This is a genomic window from Bacillus sp. FJAT-27251, from assembly GCF_001273925.1.
Classification (GTDB): Bacteria; Bacillota; Bacilli; order Bacillales; family Cytobacillaceae; genus Mesobacillus_B.
In genome coordinates this window covers 2,477,043-2,494,947 of record NZ_LIGG01000001.1, presented here as the reverse complement: position 1 = coordinate 2,494,947, position 17,905 = coordinate 2,477,043, and the positions used below count along the sequence as shown (strand labels likewise).

The following is a 17,905-nucleotide window of genomic DNA, read 5'->3' as shown; positions in this document are numbered from 1 at the left end:
GTCCGCTCGACTTGCATGTATTAGGCACGCCGCCAGCGTTMGTCCTGAGCCAGGATCAAACTCTCCAATAAAAGAGTGATTAGCTCATAAAATAAAACGTTGGCTCGTGAATCTCTATTATATAGATGAAACACGATATTATTGTTTGTTGACGCTTGTTTGTTTAGTTTTCAAGGAACAAGTATTTCATCGCTACTTCAATTTGAAGCAACTTTTATATAATATCACTCAACCAACATAATGTCAACACTTTTTTTAACGAAGCAATTAAGTAATTCACATCATTTCGGAGCAGCTTTTTAATAATAGCTTCTTTCGACTTCCCGGTCAATACCTTTTTTAAAAAGATATTAATTTTAAACTGGGCTGGTTAAGCAGCTAAAATAATATACCACGACAGGATCACCGAAAACAATGGTAAATTTTCACTTTACGAAGGTCCTTCCAGCAAGCAGAAGCACCGTCCTCGTTCCTCCATACTCATTTGAATATCCCCAAATACTCCGCCCATGGACCGACATCGCTTCTATATCTTTTAGCCATCACCCTGACAATCTGGTTTATATGCGTCATATCATGGACCACCCACGTAGAAATCAGTTCCCTGGCCTTTACGCTCCCAAACTCGGGATGAATGCCAGCCGCTTCAAAATCCAGCCCCGACTCAGCCAGCTTTATTAATTGGCCCACCGTCTTTTGCCTAATGGACTTGAATTCCGCCAGCTTTTGTTCAATAGGCCGGTCGGGGTTCTTCAAGTGGGCAAACCGGTCAATGGCGAAAAAACTCTGCTCTCCCCTTCCTGGAGGATGCATTCCAGTCTCGGCATCCAATTGTTTTTCTCAGCTTCAATCAGATGGTCAACCACCTCTGTAGTATTCCAGGTTCCTTCCCCTTCATTGCAACCCAGCCATTTCCCGGATAGGCCCGATAAAAAAACTTCTAATGTTTTTGGCGTCCGCTCCAAAAGCTCAATTGCTTCATTCAGCTTAAAATTCATATTTTAGCTTCCTCCTTTCTATAATATAGACTGTTCATATGTATTCCCTTGAGAAAACTAACTAGTTTCTCAGTCACCTCATCTGCGTTTTTACCGATCCAAATAAGGTGACCCCAGGAATCCAGCAGACAAAGCTGCGATGATTCAATATGTTCATAAGCATGGGACGCATGCTCGACCGGTACAGAACCATCATGCTTGCTATGCATAATCAAGACAGGGCATTTAACGGCCTGCAAATTTTCTGTTTTTATCTCGTTTACTTGTTTCATGTCAAGGAAGAATCCTTTGCCTGATCGCTGGCGGTTGTTCATCTGCCTTACTCCTTCGATGTCTCCCTCCGCTATTCCCGCCTTTCCTTCTGCGTATGTTAGTGTGCTAAAGGATGGAAACATCTGTTTGAAAATGAAATTTGGTAGAAGGTTGTTCATTGTTGATATCATTTTCCAGGTATACTTTTCTATTCCCGGCCTGAAAAGCATCCTCGCTGCTTTGTATTCCTTGTCACCCGGCCTAAGCCAGTCTTTCGTAACGGCCGACTGAAGTGTCAAGCTGGCGGCGAGCTCTGGATAGGCGGAAGCAAAATAAATGCCGCTTGGACCTCCGGCTGACATGGCGATGATATGCACTTTGCTAATATGTAAGTAGGAGAGCAATGCCGCATAATACACGCTGGCTCTAGCAAGACTAACACCGATTTCCCTGGAAGTTCCCCCATATCCAGGCCTTGATGGAGTGATAATGGAGTAACCCCTCTCCATTAAGGCCTGATAACCAAATTCTTCAGCGCAGTTGGAATGCCCACCATGCAAAACCAATATTGGCTCGCCCTCCCCGACAATCGAATACTCCATATCCAGACCATTACTCGTGAAGACTTCAATTTTTCTCTCCAATGCCCTCTCCCCTTTTATACATATATATTCCACTCTTCTTTTACTTCTACCTTTATCGTATTAGGTAATGGATAAAAATGGTATGAAAAATAAAAAAAAGCAAGAAGACGCCTCCTTGCTTTTCTTTCAATCTCAATGAATTTGATAATAGTCCATCGTCGATGTGGTTTCAAAACCGCAAGATTTGTACAGGTTCAGGGCATTGGCATTTTCAGCGGCTACCTGCAGCATGATGTTCTTTGCCCCTGCTTCTTTCAGTTTTTGGATCGCCATTAGCAGGATGGCTCTACCATACCCATTGCGCCGATGCTCCGGGAGAACACCCAGCCCGAAGATGGCACCCAACTGGGAAGTCATCTGCAGATTCACCTTCCCCACTATCTCTCCATCTTTTTCAGCGAGATAGCAAGGCATCCCGCGCTTTTCCTCTTCTTCGGGCAGAACATGGATTTCCGCTTCCTCATTTGCATCTGAAGAGCTGCCATTAAAATAAATGGCGTTTTGTCGGGCAATTTCCTTTGCATCTGCGTTGGCAGCTTTTCTAAAAGTAATACCCGCGGTCCCGTTTTGTGATTGGGGAAAAGCATCCTGCCTTAAAAACATTTCATATTCGGAATGAGCGTATCTTGCCTGTGTTTTTGCGATGAACCTTTGGCCAGCCTCTGCTTCACGGTCGCATAGAAGCAGCATGCAGTCTGAGTTCCGCCGTTTCCATTCTTCGAAGACCAGCTCGCTTAATTTTGTGAAGATACCCTGCCTTCGATAATCTGGATGAACCATTCCGTTGACTTCCCACGGACCGCCAAAACGGCAAATGCCAATATAGCCAATTAGAGCCCGTCCATCAAAGTACATAAATTCATTTATTTCTTTTAGGTTGCCCGTTTCTTCTCCTGCAGCGCCAAGCTTATAATCAAGCTCAAGCTTTAACGCCGTCTCGTCTTCATTGATGCAGCGCTCCTGAAGCTGGCGGATCATTGCGCAATCTTCCTGATCCATACTCTCTTTAAGCTTGATATACGGATATTGAATGGTTTTCATAGGCCGCACCTCAATCGATTCGTTAAAAACTGTGCAGTAAAACTCCCCCAGCTTTTTCCACTTTCATTATAATTGTATGCCCAAGGCAGGATGGAGCACAAGAATTTTTTAAAGGATGGGAGCAATCAATCCAGTTTATCTTCTATCCGTTGCTTACCATTACTAAGAATTAATATTTGAATTCTATATCCATCGTCAGTAAACTGAAATTGAGATTGAAAACGAAAGGCGGGATGGGATTGTTATTAGAAAAGATAAAGAACATTGAGCTTACCGGACTAGATGGAAAGCCTGTTTCCATTCATGATTTCCGCGGCAAGAATACGCTTCTGTTTATGTGATCTTCCTGGTGACGGTGCCGGGAACAGCTGCCAGGCTGGCAGCAATTTTATGAAGAATTTAAAGATGAAGACTTTGAGCTTTTATCGGTATCGGTTGATCTTCAGGGTCCTGAAGTTGTAAAGCCTTATACGGCCGATAAATCTTTCACAACTGTTGTTGACGCGGAAAATAGCCTGGCTAATTTATTTGGGTTCAAAATTGTGCCGAATGGCATCTTTATTGATAAGGAAGGAACCATCCGCCTGCTGAAGCAAGGTTTCCATGTGACGAACCAAGACCATGTTGACGCTGTTAAAAAGCTGATCCGCGGTGAAGTGGAAAAAGTCGAACTGGAAGACCAGTATTACACTCCCTCTAATGCACCTGGCAGCTTGGAGCTTCAGCTTGCCCAAACAAAGTTCAAGCTGGCAATGGAATATTCCAAAAGAGGCGACAAAGAGGCGGCCTTAAAAGAACTGGACGAAGCCTTGCTGCTCGATCCCGATAATTTCTTAATCCGTAAGCAGCGCTGGTATATCCGCCATCCCGAGAAATTCTCGCCGACCATCGATGTGGAGTGGCAGCAGCAAACGCTTAGAGAAGAAAAAGAGCGGGAAGCTCAGCAGAAAGGTCTGGAGTGCGGGCCCGAGGGCTGTGAAATTCCCGGAACAAAATAAATAAAAAAGCAAAAGCAGGCAAGTTTCCGGCTTTTGCTTTTTTTCGAGACTAAAATCAATCCTTATTTTCCAAAATCCTCATAATCCATTCTTTTAAATCAATCATTCTTTCGTGTTGAGGTTCCAGTTCTGTGCCAGCGACAATCATGGGGAAATACGAATCCTGCTTATGGAGGGATCCATGGGCAGCACCGCCAACATGCGTCGGTGATCCTTCTCCGACAAACTCATATCCTGGTTTAGCATCAGCGACAAGGTAGTTTCCTGAATGGGAATAAAAGGAGCTGTATAACCTTGCGAGTGCATCTGGATAATCGGTGAATGTAATTTCATTATTTTTATTTATCACAAGCCCCAATATATCAGCATTTCCTTCCACGGACCAGGTATGCCCATAAGGATCGGTAAAGCCACCATTCGGGTTAAACGAGAGGAAGCCATCGTGGTCTCCCGATATGACTTTTACTCTATTTTCTTCTCTCCAGGCTATATAGCCAATCCGCCGTTCATTTGAAAGCATCTTGGCAACATCCTCCAGTTGTATTTTCTGATCTAAAAGATAAATAAACGACATGCGTTCGTTCAGTCCAAGCACTATTTGGTCTTCATCCCTTACAGGTCCGCTGATCCTATGAATTCGGTAATCCTTCAGCACCTTTCTCAAATCAATCAAAGCCTGGTCTTTATTATCTTTTATACCTGTTTGACCGCTATCTCCCATGACGATCCACACGGCATCCTTTAAGGCATCTTCCCATGCAGGATAGGAATTCAAGACCTCCTGCAGCTGCTTGTCTGCCTCTTCAATTCCCTTTGTTACATCCACCCCTTTTTTATGTACCAATTTATCGTTATCTGAAAAATACACTAAAGAGTAGGACGGAAGCCGATTCTGCTGGATTAAGTATTTCAGTTCTTGTGCAGCAAACTTGTCATTGAAGCCGAAGCCTTCCCACAGTTTAGTGTGTTTATTTTTAGAGTCGATTTTCGACAATAAACCGTAGGAAAAATAATCAGGACCTTTTATAGCTGCATCTTTTTCAATGAAGCCCAGTAAGCTTAACAGCCTCGGCACATTTAACGGCTTGTTATGATTGCCACGATAGACAAGTGTATTAATGGAGGCGGTTGGCTCTTTTATTTCCTCATGGATGGTTTGAACATTAGAGCTTAAATGATTGTGATTTAAATGAAACAAACTTTCCTGCAAAACTTGTTTTACGCCTAGCTTCATGATTTCCTGTTGGGCGCTCCCATAACTTATAAAGCGTTTTTCATGAGCATCGAACCAGACAAGAGCAGGAACTTTATGTTGCTCTGCATATGTCCCCGTCAATAAAGTACTATCGATGACAACGGACATGGTTGGAAAGCTGCTGACCATCCTTGGATAATATCTCCCATTATTCATTAAAAATTGAAAGGCAGGCGCCTTCCCCTTTTGAATACTGGACTGTAACGCTTCATCCATGATTGAGTCAATAATAATCATTACGACAGGCTTGGAGGAAAGTTGGTGAGGCTGATTGAGTTGGCTTGGTTGTTTATTTGGCGGCTTTATTAACACATAAGAGAGTATACCTAGTGCAATGACTAAAAATAAAGGAATTAAAAATTTCATCATAAGTCTTCCCTCCTTCTTTGAGCACTTGACATATTATTTTTCTTAAGTCTTATCAGTCCTTTGTATCTATGTTTTTCCATCTAAGCAAGAATTATGAGGTCACATTCGATATTCCTTGAAATTAAAAAAAGCCTGCAATCCACATTGCAGGCCGTTCTATGTAATCATTTTCATTACCCTCGCATGATCCACCCCCTAAAATGAGGCATGAGAACCGTCCCTATGATTTGCTGCCACAATCAGCCCGCTTTCCACCTGGACTTTTACGAGTTTTTGAATCGGAATGAAGTGGTAATTCAGCTCGCTTTCGAGGGCTTCACAATATTCCTTTAAAAATCCCTCGACTTTTTCATATGCCTCTTTCAGCACAAGGATGGCACCCTCGTCCCTGTTCCCACATCCCTGAAGCCGCTCGATTTCATATTCGCAGGCCCGGACCGTCAACCCGAGGTACAGTCCGTTGTAAAACTTGGCTGCATAGAGGTTGTCAAACACCTCAGCCACTTTTGCGGGCTGTTCGAACTCCGGGTTGCTTTCCGCCCAGCTGATTTTCGCCTCGCTGCCGCCAAGGACGTGCTGGACTACTTCATCCACCAGCTTGACAAACGGATTTCCGTCCGTAATAAAGGAACGAACTTCCCCCAGCAGCTGATCAAGAAGAGTGAAATGTGCCTGTGATATTTCCACACTCTGCAAAATAGCCTCTTTCCTGCTCATTTCACTCTCGCTCATGTCCTCAATGCGGGAATCAAAAAAATAAGGAAGCTCTGTCAGAAGCGTCACGCAATCCGGGGATACTCTAGTGGCATAATCCGAACTGGATGTACCATTGTGAATCGTCGGCGTTTCGCCGGTGAACTGTTCCATGAAGTCATAGGCTTGTCCTATGCTCATCGTTTTAAAAACCGCGGAAGAAAACTTGGTGATGAACGGTTCCTCCGGCTCTCCCAGATTCAGTGGAATTTCCTGCCTCACCGCGGAATTCCTCAGATCCTCATACAATTCAGGCAAGTCGCGGGAGATATACCAATAGGCCCCGCCAAACCCGGCATTGTGAAGCGAATACACAAAATCGGGTTTTATTTCTTCCATTAAACTCATTAAGGCCCGCGTTTCCGGAAGCGGTTCATGAAAATGCAATTCCTTGTGATCGACAGGAAATGTCCATTCCACCTGTTCGTATCCGATTGGCCTAAAATAGTTTCTTGTGTAGTTATGAATATTGAACGGTCCCTTGAACCAGTTTTCATTAAGGCGCACACCATCCGGGTCGATGCATTTAATCATATACCAGGTATAGCCCAGCTCTTCACGCAGCTCATCGTCTTCCGCCAAGGCACGGGAAAAGTACTCCAGTGTCATCGCTCCAATCGGTTCATTGGGGTGAGGGCAGGCAAAGCACAGCGCCTTCTTCGGCCCATCCCCGATTTTCATCGCTAAAATCGGATGTCCATTACGGGAGGTTCCTGCTTCAAATAGTGTCACAACGCCAGGAAACTCCTCAGCCAGTTTTTTGCTGCTTTTATCCAGCTCCTCTACCGTCAGAAAACTTTGGTAATCGGGTACCTGATCTACAATGTATTGAAATTTCATCACAACTGTTCCTCTCAGTTTCTACTTGGTTTTTATCAGCAAATAAACAAAATAGGGCGCACTTAATATCGAAACAATAATCCCAACCGGAATCTGGGTGGGCGCAAGCAAGGTTTTGCCAATCGTATCTGACACCATCAGCAGCAAGGCCCCCAGCAGTACAGACACAGGAATGATGTATTGATGCAGTGGCCCCATTATTTTTCTTGCAATATGCGGAATGACTAGTCCCAAAAAGGCAATGCCTCCGCCCGCTGCCACGGACGCACCTGCAAGGGCAACAGCAACGAACAGCAGGAGCCGCCTTTCTCCCTCCACACTAGTACCCAATCCTGAGGCAACTTCATCCCCAAGGGTCATGACATTCAAGGAACGCGCCTTGGACATAGCGTAGGGGATTAAGATCAGCATCCACGGCAATAAAGCCAGGACAAAGCTCCAGTTGGCATTCCAGATATCCCCTGTCAGCCAGACGGTTGCCTGCCGGAAATCCTGCGGATCCATTTTCAACTGGAAGATGGTCAGGAACGCCGCGAATCCTGCATTTACTCCAATCCCGACGAGCACAAGCCTGATGGGGTTCACCCCCTGCTTCCACGCCAAGGCGTAAATGATAAGTGCAGCGACCACCGCTCCCACCAGAGCCGCAAAAGGCATCATAAACACGGAAAGAGAGCTTGCGGGATCCAGCTGATTTTTAAAAAAGTAAAGAAATAGGACAACCGCCAGGCCGGCACCAGTGTTGATGCCCAATATTCCCGGATCGGCCAGTTCATTTTGCGTAATTCCCTGCAGGATGACACCCGATACGGCCAACCCCGCCCCTATTAGCAGCGCCAGCACAATTCCCGGAAGGCGGAAATCGAACAAAACGAGCTTCTGCCGAGCTGTTCCCTGGTTAAGAAGCGTTTTGACCACATCCCCAGGTGCAATCTGGATGACACCCGAACTCAAGCTGATAAAAAACATCACTATAATTAAAGCCAGTAACAAAATGCTTACGAAGGCTAATTTTTTCCTCTTTTTCAATTCAAGCTGATTCATGACTTCCCACCTCCGCTGCCGCGCGCTAAATAAAGAAAGAAAGGAACTCCAATCAGGGAGGTGATCGCTCCCACCGGCGTTTCAAAGGGAGCATTGACAAGCCTTGACACCAGATCGGATAAAACCAGCAGCAGTGCTCCAAACAGAATGGATGTTGGGATGATCCACCGGTAATCCGTCCCGATAATAAATCTTGCAATATGGGGAACAATGAGCCCGACAAAGCCGACAGCACCGGCGACAGCAACCGCCGCGCCTGTCAGGATTAGGATGGAAACAATTCCAAGCACTTTGATGAGCAGGTTATTCTGCCCCAGGCCTGTGGCAATGTCTTCACCAAGACTGAGCACGGTGATCGATTTTGATATCGAGAGGGCGACAAGCAGGCCGATTCCGCCCGCGATCACCAATATCCGGACAGAATTCCAGCTGGTTCCATCCAGGCCCCCTGCCAGCCAGAATCCCATTTCTTTTTCCAAATTAAAGTGGAGGGATATAATAGAAGAAATCGACCGCAGCATCGTTCCGATCGCCACCCCTGCCAGGGCCAATTTTACAGGCGTCAGGCCGCTGGCCGAGAGCGAGCCAACCATGAACACAAGGGCCACAGCCAATCCAGCCCCGACAAATGAAGAACCAATCATGCCTGCCCCCGTGACGCCAGGAACAAACGCCATCATCAGCACTAGCGCAAAGGCCGCTCCATCGGTCACTCCCATAATCGAAGGAGAGGCCAAAGGATTCCGCGTCATTCCTTGCATGATCGCACCAGACACCGCCAGGAATGCGCCGACAAAAACGGCGGATACTGCCCGCGGCAGCCGCAGTTCCTGGATCACATGATGTGAAGTTACTTCCGGGTCAAATTGAAAGACCGCCTGCCAAACCGTTTTAAATTCAATATTGGTCGTCCCGTATGAAACGGAAAGACCCACTGAAAAAATCAAGGCGACCAAAGTTAACATATTGATGATGAGTTTAGTCGTATTGGAATGATGTATAAAGGACCGCATCTTTTTCTCCTGTTCACATATGTTCTTTAAACTGTCAAAAAATAATAGAGAATATAATTGACTGTATAATTGAAAATGATTATCATTAACATTGAAATTATAACATAAAGGAGATTAACATATGAAAATGAATGTGAATTTTCGCCGACTTTTTCCCACTATAATCATCGGGTTGTTGGTGCTTATTATCGCTGCGTGTGGAAACAATGATTCCTCCCCTGAACCGGAAAATGAAAAAGGAACCGGGAACAAGGAAGTGACCCTTGAGTCAGCTACGGGAGAAGTGACCATTCCTGCCAATGCCGAAAGAATTCTTGCTCCTTACCATGAGGATGCGCTTGTGGCGTTGGGCGTCACCCCTGTAGCCAAGTGGGCCATTGGACAAAGCGTCCAAAACTACTTGGAAGAAGACTTGAAGGATGTTCCCCCAATCGAATGGAATGTTCCGGTTGAGCAAGCATTGAGCCATGAGCCCGACCTTATTATTTTACAAAATAATATGGACAGTTACGAAGGTTCTTTTGAAGACTATAATAAAATTGCCCCAACTTATTTGATGACAGAAGAAACCGTCAAAGATTGGCGCAAGCAGATTGAAACCTTCGGCACCATTCTTGGCAAAGAGGAAGAAGCGAAAAAACTCCTGAGCGACTACGAAGCCAAGGTAGAAGAAGCACGGAGCCAATTGGAGGAAMCCCTTGGCGATGAAACGGCAGCTGTTATTTGGACAGCTGGAAACCAATTCTACTTGTTTGAACAAGACCGCCACAGTGCTGAAGTGCTTTACTCCGAGCTTGGAGTCAAGCAGCCGGCGCTAGTCCAGGAGCTGGGTGCAGCGGATGCGGCATCCTGGAATCCAATTTCGGTCGAGAAGCTTTCCGAGCTTGATGCCGACCATGTTTTCCTTTTGGCTCTCGAGGGCGAACAAGGAATTCAAACGCTTGAAGACAGCGCCGTATGGCAAAGCACACCGGCAGCCAAAAACGGAAACGTCCATATCATCAATGACCCAAGCAATTGGACAAACAAAGGGCTGATTGCTTCCCAGAAGACGATTGAGGATGTTTTAAACGCTGTAGGAAAATAGAATTCTCTTAAAAACTGTCCTTCTTCATTTGAGGGACAGTTTTTTTATATTTCATGTTGTAAATGTGTCTATTTCTTTAAATGAAAACGATTATCATTGACTGTATCAATAATTGCCTCTACAATAAAGTTATATATTTTCGTGCATACTTGAACGATTCGAACCCCGCACATTGAAAGGAGAGACTCCAATGCATTCATTGTCTGCAAAGGATCTAACATTGAGCTATGGTGATACCATTATCATTGATAATTTGGATATAGAAATCCCCAAAGGCGAGATAACGGTTCTCATCGGGGGCAATGGCTGCGGGAAGTCCACCCTGCTGCGTTCTTTGGCGCGCTTGCTGAAGCCAAAAAGCGGCAATGTGCTTTTAAATGGCGAAGAAATTGCCAGGATGAAAACGAAGGACATCGCCAAGAAACTCGCCATCCTGCCGCAAAGTCCCGTTACGCCCGAAGGCTTGACCGTCTATGAGCTTGTGAAGCAAGGGCGCCATCCATATCGCTCGATGATGAAGCAGTGGTCCAGGGAGGATGAAGAAGCCGTACAGCAAGCGCTTGAATCAACCAACATCCAGCACCTGCAGGACCGTGCGGTAGACTCCCTTTCAGGCGGACAACGGCAGCGCGCCTGGATTGCCCTTACACTTGCCCAGCAGACCGACATCATTCTGCTTGATGAGCCTACCACCTACTTGGATATGACGCATCAGATCGAAATCCTCGATTTATTGTTTGACCTGAACGAGCAAAAAGGCCATACCGTCGTCATGGTGCTACATGACTTGAACCTTGCCAGCCGGTACGCACACCATATGGTGGCTGTAAAAGATAAAAAGATCTACGCACAAGGACGGCCAGAAGACATCATTACCTGCGAATTGGTGCAGGACGTCTTCAATATGAAATGCAATATTTCCTGCGACCCTATCTTTGGCACGCCGGTGTGTGTCCCGCACGGAAAAGGACGCTCAGTACGGCAGCAAAGACAGGCTGCAATCGTCTAAAAAGAAACACTGTTTCCATTAGCTGAATTTTTTCAGCTTGTGGAAGCAGTGTTTTTTGTTTTGCCGACAAGATGTTTTTTCTAAAAAAAAATATGAGAACACCTACACCATGCCTCGGGATAGGTTCTTGAACAAGCCTCTTGAATTTTTTTTCATATATATAAGTATCTCATTATAAAAGGGAGGGAAGAACGTGAAAAAAAGAGATTTACCTAAGAGGCGCCGGAAAGGATTATGCATTCGGGGATACAGGTATTGCGGGCCGTGCTGCAGTGGTCCAGGCAGCCCGGTAAATGCTGTGGACGCCTGCTGCAAAGCACATGATGAGTGTTTGAACGGCCCGGAATCCCGCTGCCGCTGTGACCGCAGGCTGATCGGCTGCCTGAGCAGCCATGCCGGCAAGCCTGGTGAAGAAGGAAAAACAGCCAGGTTGATTTCTAATTATATGAAACTGCAAACACTTGCCACTTGTACTTTTTGCAGCCGCGATAAATAGACTTGTCATGACATCGGGCAAGCGGCTTTTATGTCGCTTGCTGTACATATTTATGGCAAGTTATTAAAAATAAAAAACGAGGGAAATTTCCCTCGCCTTTTGTCACATTCCAATTTCTTTTTTGTACTTCCTATCCAGGCCCATCCTGGGAGCCATCTTGTAAACGGCGACAGCGGTCAATATGCTGATCCCCGCTCCTGCCAGCACATCCAGAGGATAATGGACTCCTACCCAAATGCGGGAGATTCCCACCAGGAAAGCTAATAAGAGCCATAAAAACCCCCACCCTCTTTTGAACAGCCAAAAGGTGACACAAAAGGAAAAGACGAGAATCGTATGGTCACTCGGGAATGAATTCCCGACTGTCTTTTCAACCAATTGATTCACATTTGCCAGCTCCGCAAACGGCTGGAAATTGGAATGAAAGAGGCCCGCCACTTTTCCGATAATCACTGCAAGCGGAGCGGTCACGACAGCACAAATCACCATCATTCTGTTCTTCTTCCCATTGTTGAACCAAAAGACAATACCCGCTAGGGCAACCAGGAAAATGATATACTCAGCAATGAACACCCACGCAGGATTCAAAAAGGGATACTCTTTCCCGAGATCATTGATTAATCTGAAGATACTAATATTCGTTTCCAAAAAACCCACTACCCTTTTCATCTAAATTGTCTAGCAAAGGCGCATAGAATGATTTTATCTTATGGGATAGGGTTTGGGAATAATATTTTTCCTTTTATCATCCTGAGCATTTTGAAGCACCGGAACCGTCCCCCTGCTCTATTTCCTGATTCCTGTTTCTACGGCGAGTTGGGTGTAGTGCTGGGTTTCTGCTTTGACTGCTTTGGTGAAGTCTTCCGAGTTTAGGTAGGCTGGGGTCAGTTTTATTTTTTCAATCTGTTCGAGGAATTGTTCGTCTTGCTGCATTTTTTCAACGGCCTGCTCCCATTTCTCAATGATTTCACCAGGGGTCTCGACGGCAAAGGACAGTCCGGTCCACCATTTGACTGTGAGTCCTTCAAAGCCTTCCTCTTCTACAGTAGGGACGTCAGGGAAGAGCGGACTTCTTTCCTCCGATTGGACGGCAAGAACCTTGATTTTACCTGCCTCCACTAGCGGGGCGAGTTCACCGGCCGCATGGACGGCGAGGATGACATGACCTCCAGCTACTTTGGCTGCCGAATCCGATGCCCCTTCGGAAGAGACCATGGAGGTTTTCTTATAGTCGACCCCCGTTGATTTCAGCCATTCCGCCACCCCGAACGAGGAGAAGCCTGCGGGACCGACACTCGCCCATGTCAGTTTTTCCGGGTTGGCTTTGACCCATTCCGTAAATTCTTTGAAGCTGTTCCACTCGGCATCGGCCTTGACCGCATATACAAGGGCCCCTTCAGCTACCTTTGCGGCCAGTATGTGGTCTTTGCTGGTCATTGAGGGGTTGGAATTTCCTGCTTCATACATCGTCGTGGAGGAATTATTGTTCATAAGAACCGTATATCCATCCGGTTTTGCATCTTTCAGAGCATACTGGGCGCCAATCAATCCCCCGCCTCCAGGTTTGTTGGTCACCACAATCGACTCTCCCCACTCTTTGCTGAGATACTCGGCAACCGCGCGGGCAGACAGGTCCACCCCGCCTCCCGCGGCAAATGGCACTACAAGCTCAATCTGCCTTTTCGGGTAATCATCTGCTGCATCCTGCTTCGAACCTGTGGAACATCCCGTTAAAACCACTGCCGCCAATAACAAAGCTGAAAGCATCCATCGTACTTTTTTCATCATCGTTCCTCCCTGTTCAAGAGAACTCTGCCTGTTCTCCCGTTTCTTGCAGAATTCTGTTTTTCGTCCTTTTCATCAGGAAAATCGACAAACCTAAAAAGATGACCGCAAAACTTAAAATCGTTAATGAAATCGGCCGCTGGATGAAAATGGCCAGGCTACCCGACGACATTTCCATAGATTGAATAAATGAGCTCTCTATCTTCGGGCCAAGAACAACGCATAACACAAACGGGATGATGGGCCATTGGTATTTATGGAACAAGTAGCCGAACACACCAAAGACGGCGGCGACAACCACATCAAACAGGCTGTTCCGCACCGAATAAGCGCCAAGGATGCTGATCAGTAAAATGACGGGCGCTAGGATGCCAAACGGAACTTCGGTCAGTTTCGCCCATAACCCTACAAGCGGGAGATTCAGCACAAGAAGGATGACATTGCCGACAAACATGCTGGCGATAATGAGCCAGACGATGTGGCTGTTTTGTTCAAACAGGACAGGGCCCGGGGTTAATCCATAAATCATCAGCGCCGCGAGCAAAACAGCCAGCGGCGGGGAGGCAGGAATCCCCAGTGACAGCAGCGGGATGAACCCGCCGGAGCTGGTGCCGTTATTGGCCGATTCAGGCCCCGCCACCCCTTCGATCGCCCCTTTCCCGAATTTTTCCGGATGCTTCGAAACTTTCTTTTCCAGATCGTATGATAAAAAAGAAGTGATGGTCGCCGAAATGCCAGGCAGGATGCCGAGGAAAAAGCCTAGAAAGCTCCCCCGCATTATGGGCATGAAGCTGACACGCAGATCGTCTTTATTCGGATAAACGCCTTTTATTTTTATCCGCTCCTTCACATGCCGCTTCTCCTCCAGCCCCTTGAGGACTTCCGATATCGCGAAAAGGCCGATGATCATGCTCACCATCTCAAAGCCGCCGAGCAGGGATGTGAACCCATAGTCGAATCTCGGAATCCCCGAAGTGGCACCAATCCCTACAAAAGCAAACAGGAAGCCAAACAAACCCATGATGAACGATTTTTTAAACGAATAGCCTGTTAAGTTGAACAGAACGAGCAAGGCAATCAGCATTAAGGTAAAATATTCCGGCGGTCCGAATTTCAATGCCTGATCGGCGAGGATTGGCGCAAAAAAGACAAGGCCGGCCAACCCGATGATTCCTGCAATGAAAGACCCGATTGCCGCGATGCCAAGAGCTGGACCGGCACGGCCCGCCTGTGCGAGCGGATAGCCATCAATCGTCGCCGGTACGGAAGAAGATTCGCCCGGGATGTTCATTAGGATGGCGGTGGTTGAACCGCCATACATCGAGCCATAATAAATCCCAGCCATCATGATCAGCCCCTGGGCTGGTTCCAGGACGGTCGTGACTGGCAAAAGGATGGCAATCGCCGATGTGGGTCCAAGGCCCGGGAGCACTCCGACCAAAGTGCCCAGCAGCGAGCCGACCACCACAATCAGAAGATTGAACGGAGTCAAAACCTCACTGAGTCCATTCAGCAAGTATCCAATTGATTCCAATGGCTCCCCTCCTTCTTCTAGATGTCAAAGATTCCGCTTGGAACCGGCGTTTTCAGCAGGACAATGAAAACCAGATATAGAACAGCTGTCATAATTATCCCGAAGAGGATGGAAAACAACCAGCGGTACTGGCCAATCATTTTTACCAGCCCGATCGCCACAGCCAGGGTGCTGACGGTATAGCCTAGCCAGGGAATTAAATAACAGTATAAAAAAATGAGTGAGATGGTGAGAAGCAGTGTGGCGCGGGTTCTTCCGGAAGGAAACTGTACTTTTCTTTCGTCCTCCGCCCGCTCGAAATACAAACTGAGGCCAAACAGAACCAGAAGCAGGCCAATCATGCCTGGAAGAGCATGGTCGCCTGTTAATAAATTCCTGCTGTAGGAATAAAGCTTGCTTGCTTCATACAAAGACAATAATCCGAACAATACGGCAACAGACCCGCCAATTTTTTTCTCCGTAAAAAGCCTGCTGGCCATTTCATCCCCCCTGTCTTTGGGCAAAAAAGGCCCTGCAACGTTTAATTCACTATCAAACGAAGCAAGGCCTTTATCACCCTCGTTACCATCCACTATAGTAAAAAATACTATGCGGAGAGGACGCTTTTTATCACTATGTTATGGAAGCAAAGGGACGATTCTTCCGCTTCCTTTTTTATTGATTTCCTTTTTTCACCCATTCCGCAACAGTTGCGGTGCGCTTTGCCTGATGCTTAACAGCACCCTCTACGTCTTCAACCATCTTTCCGTCCTGGCCAACCGTTACACTTGTGCCATACGGGTTGCCGCCTGCCCCGAACAATACGGGATCGGTATAGCCCGGCGTTGCGATAATCGCCCCCCAGTGCATCATCGATGTATACAAGGAAAGCAGTGTCGCCTCCTGGCCGCCATGCGGGTTTTGTGCTGAAGTCATGGCGCTGACGACTTTGTTGACGGTCTTGCCACTGGCCCACAGTCCGCCCTGAGTATCCAGGAACTGCTTCATTTGCGATGGCATGTTCCCGAAGCGTGTTGGGACACTGAAGATAATGGCATCGGCCCATTCGAGATCTTCCGACTTGACCACCGGGACATCTTTCGTTGCTTCGACCGTCGCCTTCCATGCATCATTGCCCTCAATCACGGATTCAGGAGCCAGTTCTTCCACCTTGAAGATTTTGACCTCTGCTCCCGCTTCTTTTGCTCCTTCCGCTGCCCATTTTGACAGCTGATAGTTTGTTCCACCCATGCTGTAGAAAATAACCGCTACATTTACATTTGACATATCTTTTACCTCCTTGCTTAATTAGGGCTCCAGATTGGTTGGAGCCATTCAATACCTCTCTACCCCACTATTGGGTCATCTATTCCGCAAATATCTCCATTTCAAGATATTTGGTGAAAACTTTTAATTTTAAAGTCTGCTATGAATCACTAGAAACAGTCCCCTGGTTTTGAAAATATTGTATAATAGATGAGACATTCGATAAATTACCTGGAGGAAGTGCTGCGATGGAGATGTTGAAAGAGATTAGGGTCGGCGGGGTCGACTTGAAATGGGATTTGACCACGGGAAAAGTCCTGTTCGAAGGTGGAGATGTCGTCTTTTTTTGGATTTCTGCCATGAAGACATTTTTTGATACCATCCGGGATATTTCCGGCCTTGAGGCTACCAATCTAGTATTGGAAACCACTGGTTTTCGTCAAGGGTTAATTGTCGGCGAAGGGTTCAAGGAAATGAAGCATATTGATTCTTCCAATGTGGTGGAATGGCTTTCCAGTACGTACGCTCCAGCCGGCTGGGGAAAAGCGGAAATCATTGAAATAGATAAAGAAAAAGGTTCCTATACACTCAGGATCCAAGATGACTGGGAATACAAACTTAATGCGCTTGAGGAATCTAGTAAGGATGGCATTTTTGTACCCTCCCATTACGCGGGGGTCCTTACCGGCCTGTTTGGCAGGACGTTTTGGTACAAGGTCCTTCAATATCAAAACGAAAGCAATCCATATAGTGTCATTGAATACTTCCCTTCCGAAGTGGACATCGAACAAAATATCCATGAGCTTTCCAGAAGGAAGGAAGCACAGCATATCCGGGAACTGGAACAAGTTGTCGAGGAAAAAACAAGAATGCTGCAAAAGTTGGTAAAGGAGCTTTCATCTCCAATTATACCGGTCCTGGAAGGCATCATCGTTGTCCCGATGATTGGCAGCTATGATGAAGAAAGAGCCGAAGACCTGATCACCAACACGCTCAATCAGCTTCCAAAGCATCAAGCAAATTACCTCTTGCTCGATTTGACGGGACTTAACAAGGAAATCTCCCAGCATACCGCTGCCCTGATTGACAAATTGGGTTCCGCTGCCAGGCTCCTTGGAACCGAAGTCATCCTGGTGGGCATATCAGCCGAACTCGCGTTGATCATTTCCCAAACCTTGATAAACTTGAAAAAATATGAATGCTTGCAGACCCTTCAGCATGGCATCTATTATGCTCTTGGAAAAAGCGGAAGAAGAATTGTATAAGGATTAAAAAATGAGCTGCCAGGTGTGCATGGCCGCTCATTTTTTATTTGGAAGCTTGTAACTCAGGTCAAGGGTTGTACCCATTCACTGGTTGGGGCTGCTGTTCCGGGTTATTTGCCGTTTTCCCAGGTTTATTTGCCAAGTTTGCTGTTTTATTTTCGACTTTACCAAGTTTATTTGCCGATACTCGCACTTTATTTGCCAGTTTCCTATATTTATTTACCAGAGTGTTTTTCTATTGTCCGGTTTGACACTCCTATTGTCCGGTTTGATGTTT

General features: G+C 46.5%; 17 protein-coding genes and 1 pseudogene. 6 read left to right on the top strand and 12 right to left on the bottom strand.

What is annotated here, in order from left to right; genetic code table 11:
- Nucleotides 1–480: 480 nt before the first annotated feature.
- From ADU22_RS11780 to ADU22_RS11770, 3 genes and pseudogenes are all read right to left on the bottom strand, one after another.
- Nucleotides 481–998: pseudogene (locus tag ADU22_RS11780) on the bottom strand (DinB family protein).
- Entirely contained in the window at nucleotides 995–1,894 is a 900-nt protein-coding gene (locus ADU22_RS11775; protein ID WP_053362320.1) for an alpha/beta fold hydrolase, read from the bottom strand. Before ADU22_RS11775 ends, ADU22_RS11780 begins: the two are co-directional and overlap by 4 nt.
- Nucleotides 1,895–2,026: 132 nt before the next feature.
- A complete protein-coding gene (locus ADU22_RS11770; protein WP_053362319.1) occupies nucleotides 2,027–2,935 on the bottom strand; it encodes a GNAT family N-acetyltransferase in 909 nt (302 codons plus the stop codon).
- 239 nt (nucleotides 2,936–3,174) lie between these two features.
- Here ADU22_RS11770 and ADU22_RS25170 point away from each other — a divergent pair, with 239 nt between their 5' ends.
- Together ADU22_RS25170 and ADU22_RS11765 are read left to right on the top strand one after the other, a co-directional pair.
- Nucleotides 3,175–3,276, top strand: a complete 102-nt coding sequence (locus tag ADU22_RS25170) for a peroxiredoxin family protein (protein WP_231687870.1) — start codon at nucleotides 3,175–3,177, stop codon at nucleotides 3,274–3,276.
- A 27-nt stretch (nucleotides 3,277–3,303) separates the two neighbouring features.
- Complete coding sequence (locus ADU22_RS11765; RefSeq protein WP_053362318.1) at nucleotides 3,304–3,933, top strand: redoxin domain-containing protein; 630 nt, start codon at nucleotides 3,304–3,306, stop codon at nucleotides 3,931–3,933.
- Nucleotides 3,934–3,988: 55 nt separating this feature from the next.
- Here the strand turns inward: ADU22_RS11765 and ADU22_RS11760 are convergent, their stop codons facing one another.
- The 4 genes from ADU22_RS11760 to ADU22_RS11745 all read right to left on the bottom strand — a co-directional run bounded on the left by ADU22_RS11760 (nucleotide 3,989) and on the right by ADU22_RS11745 (nucleotide 9,207).
- Nucleotides 3,989–5,557, bottom strand: a complete 1,569-nt coding sequence (locus ADU22_RS11760) for an alkaline phosphatase family protein (protein WP_082252834.1) — start codon at nucleotides 5,555–5,557, stop codon at nucleotides 3,989–3,991.
- 195 nt (nucleotides 5,558–5,752) lie between these two features.
- The gene (locus ADU22_RS11755) at nucleotides 5,753–7,150 is read right to left on the bottom strand and encodes a M14 family zinc carboxypeptidase (protein WP_053362317.1); all 1,398 of its coding nucleotides are present in this window, start codon (nucleotides 7,148–7,150) and stop codon (nucleotides 5,753–5,755) included.
- A gap of 21 nt (nucleotides 7,151–7,171) precedes the next feature.
- On the bottom strand, nucleotides 7,172–8,194 hold the full coding sequence (locus ADU22_RS11750; RefSeq protein WP_053362316.1) for a FecCD family ABC transporter permease: 1,023 nt from the start codon (nucleotides 8,192–8,194) through the stop codon (nucleotides 7,172–7,174).
- On the bottom strand, nucleotides 8,191–9,207 hold the full coding sequence (locus ADU22_RS11745) for a FecCD family ABC transporter permease (RefSeq protein ID WP_053362315.1): 1,017 nt from the start codon (nucleotides 9,205–9,207) through the stop codon (nucleotides 8,191–8,193). Before ADU22_RS11745 ends, ADU22_RS11750 begins: the two co-directional genes overlap by 4 nt.
- Nucleotides 9,208–9,328: 121 nt before the next feature.
- Here ADU22_RS11745 and ADU22_RS11740 point away from each other — a divergent pair, with 121 nt between their 5' ends.
- The 3 genes from ADU22_RS11740 (at nucleotide 9,329) to ADU22_RS11730 (ending at nucleotide 11,799) form a co-directional block, all read left to right on the top strand.
- Nucleotides 9,329–10,294, top strand: coding sequence for an iron-hydroxamate ABC transporter substrate-binding protein (locus tag ADU22_RS11740; protein WP_053362314.1), 966 nt, complete (start codon nucleotides 9,329–9,331; stop codon nucleotides 10,292–10,294).
- A 190-nt stretch (nucleotides 10,295–10,484) separates the two neighbouring features.
- Nucleotides 10,485–11,303, top strand: coding sequence for an ABC transporter ATP-binding protein (locus ADU22_RS11735; RefSeq protein WP_053362313.1), 819 nt, complete (start codon nucleotides 10,485–10,487; stop codon nucleotides 11,301–11,303).
- 193 nt (nucleotides 11,304–11,496) lie between these two features.
- Complete coding sequence (locus ADU22_RS11730; RefSeq protein ID WP_053362312.1) at nucleotides 11,497–11,799, top strand: hypothetical protein; 303 nt, start codon at nucleotides 11,497–11,499, stop codon at nucleotides 11,797–11,799.
- Nucleotides 11,800–11,901: 102 nt separating this feature from the next.
- Here ADU22_RS11730 and ADU22_RS11725 read toward each other — a convergent pair whose 3' ends face one another.
- From ADU22_RS11725 to wrbA, 5 genes are all read right to left on the bottom strand, one after another.
- Nucleotides 11,902–12,387, bottom strand: coding sequence for an undecaprenyl-diphosphatase (locus tag ADU22_RS11725; RefSeq protein ID WP_502688742.1), 486 nt, complete (start codon nucleotides 12,385–12,387; stop codon nucleotides 11,902–11,904).
- A gap of 198 nt (nucleotides 12,388–12,585) precedes the next feature.
- Nucleotides 12,586–13,584, bottom strand: a complete 999-nt coding sequence (locus tag ADU22_RS11720; protein ID WP_053362310.1) for a Bug family tripartite tricarboxylate transporter substrate binding protein — start codon at nucleotides 13,582–13,584, stop codon at nucleotides 12,586–12,588.
- 16 nt (nucleotides 13,585–13,600) lie between these two features.
- Nucleotides 13,601–15,118: a tripartite tricarboxylate transporter permease gene (locus ADU22_RS11715; protein WP_053362309.1), complete on the bottom strand. Its 1,518-nt coding sequence runs from the start codon at nucleotides 15,116–15,118 to the stop codon at nucleotides 13,601–13,603.
- A gap of 17 nt (nucleotides 15,119–15,135) precedes the next feature.
- A complete protein-coding gene (locus tag ADU22_RS11710) occupies nucleotides 15,136–15,597 on the bottom strand; it encodes a tripartite tricarboxylate transporter TctB family protein (RefSeq protein ID WP_053362308.1) in 462 nt (153 codons plus the stop codon).
- Between the two features lie 175 nt (nucleotides 15,598–15,772).
- Nucleotides 15,773–16,384, bottom strand: coding sequence for an NAD(P)H:quinone oxidoreductase (gene wrbA / locus ADU22_RS11705; RefSeq protein ID WP_053362307.1), 612 nt, complete (start codon nucleotides 16,382–16,384; stop codon nucleotides 15,773–15,775).
- Nucleotides 16,385–16,611: 227 nt separating this feature from the next.
- On the opposite strand from wrbA, the gene ADU22_RS11700 reads away from it, so the two are divergent.
- Nucleotides 16,612–17,628 carry an STAS domain-containing protein gene (locus ADU22_RS11700; RefSeq protein WP_053362306.1) on the top strand — a complete coding sequence of 339 codons (1,017 nt, stop codon included), beginning with the start codon at nucleotides 16,612–16,614 and terminating at the stop codon, nucleotides 17,626–17,628.
- Nucleotides 17,629–17,905 lie beyond the last annotated feature (277 nt).

What these genes read in the sequence shown, in the direction of transcription:
- ADU22_RS11750 (WP_053362316.1), bottom strand. Translation starts at nt 8,194, where the DNA reads ATGAATCAGCTTGAATTGAAAAAGAGGAAAAAATTAGCCTTCGTAAGC.
- ADU22_RS11770 (WP_053362319.1), bottom strand. Translation starts at nt 2,935, where the DNA reads ATGAAAACCATTCAATATCCGTATATCAAGCTTAAAGAGAGTATGGAT.
- ADU22_RS11700 (WP_053362306.1), top strand. Translation starts at nt 16,612, where the DNA reads ATGGAGATGTTGAAAGAGATTAGGGTCGGCGGGGTCGACTTGAAATGG.
- ADU22_RS11710 (WP_053362308.1), bottom strand. Translation starts at nt 15,597, where the DNA reads ATGGCCAGCAGGCTTTTTACGGAGAAAAAAATTGGCGGGTCTGTTGCC.
- ADU22_RS11745 (WP_053362315.1), bottom strand. Translation starts at nt 9,207, where the DNA reads ATGCGGTCCTTTATACATCATTCCAATACGACTAAACTCATCATCAAT.
- ADU22_RS11755 (WP_053362317.1), bottom strand. Translation starts at nt 7,150, where the DNA reads ATGAAATTTCAATACATTGTAGATCAGGTACCCGATTACCAAAGTTTT.
- ADU22_RS11735 (WP_053362313.1), top strand. Translation starts at nt 10,485, where the DNA reads ATGCATTCATTGTCTGCAAAGGATCTAACATTGAGCTATGGTGATACC.
- ADU22_RS11720 (WP_053362310.1), bottom strand. Translation starts at nt 13,584, where the DNA reads ATGAAAAAAGTACGATGGATGCTTTCAGCTTTGTTATTGGCGGCAGTG.
- ADU22_RS11760 (WP_082252834.1), bottom strand. Translation starts at nt 5,557, where the DNA reads ATGATGAAATTTTTAATTCCTTTATTTTTAGTCATTGCACTAGGTATA.
- wrbA (WP_053362307.1), bottom strand. Translation starts at nt 16,384, where the DNA reads ATGTCAAATGTAAATGTAGCGGTTATTTTCTACAGCATGGGTGGAACA.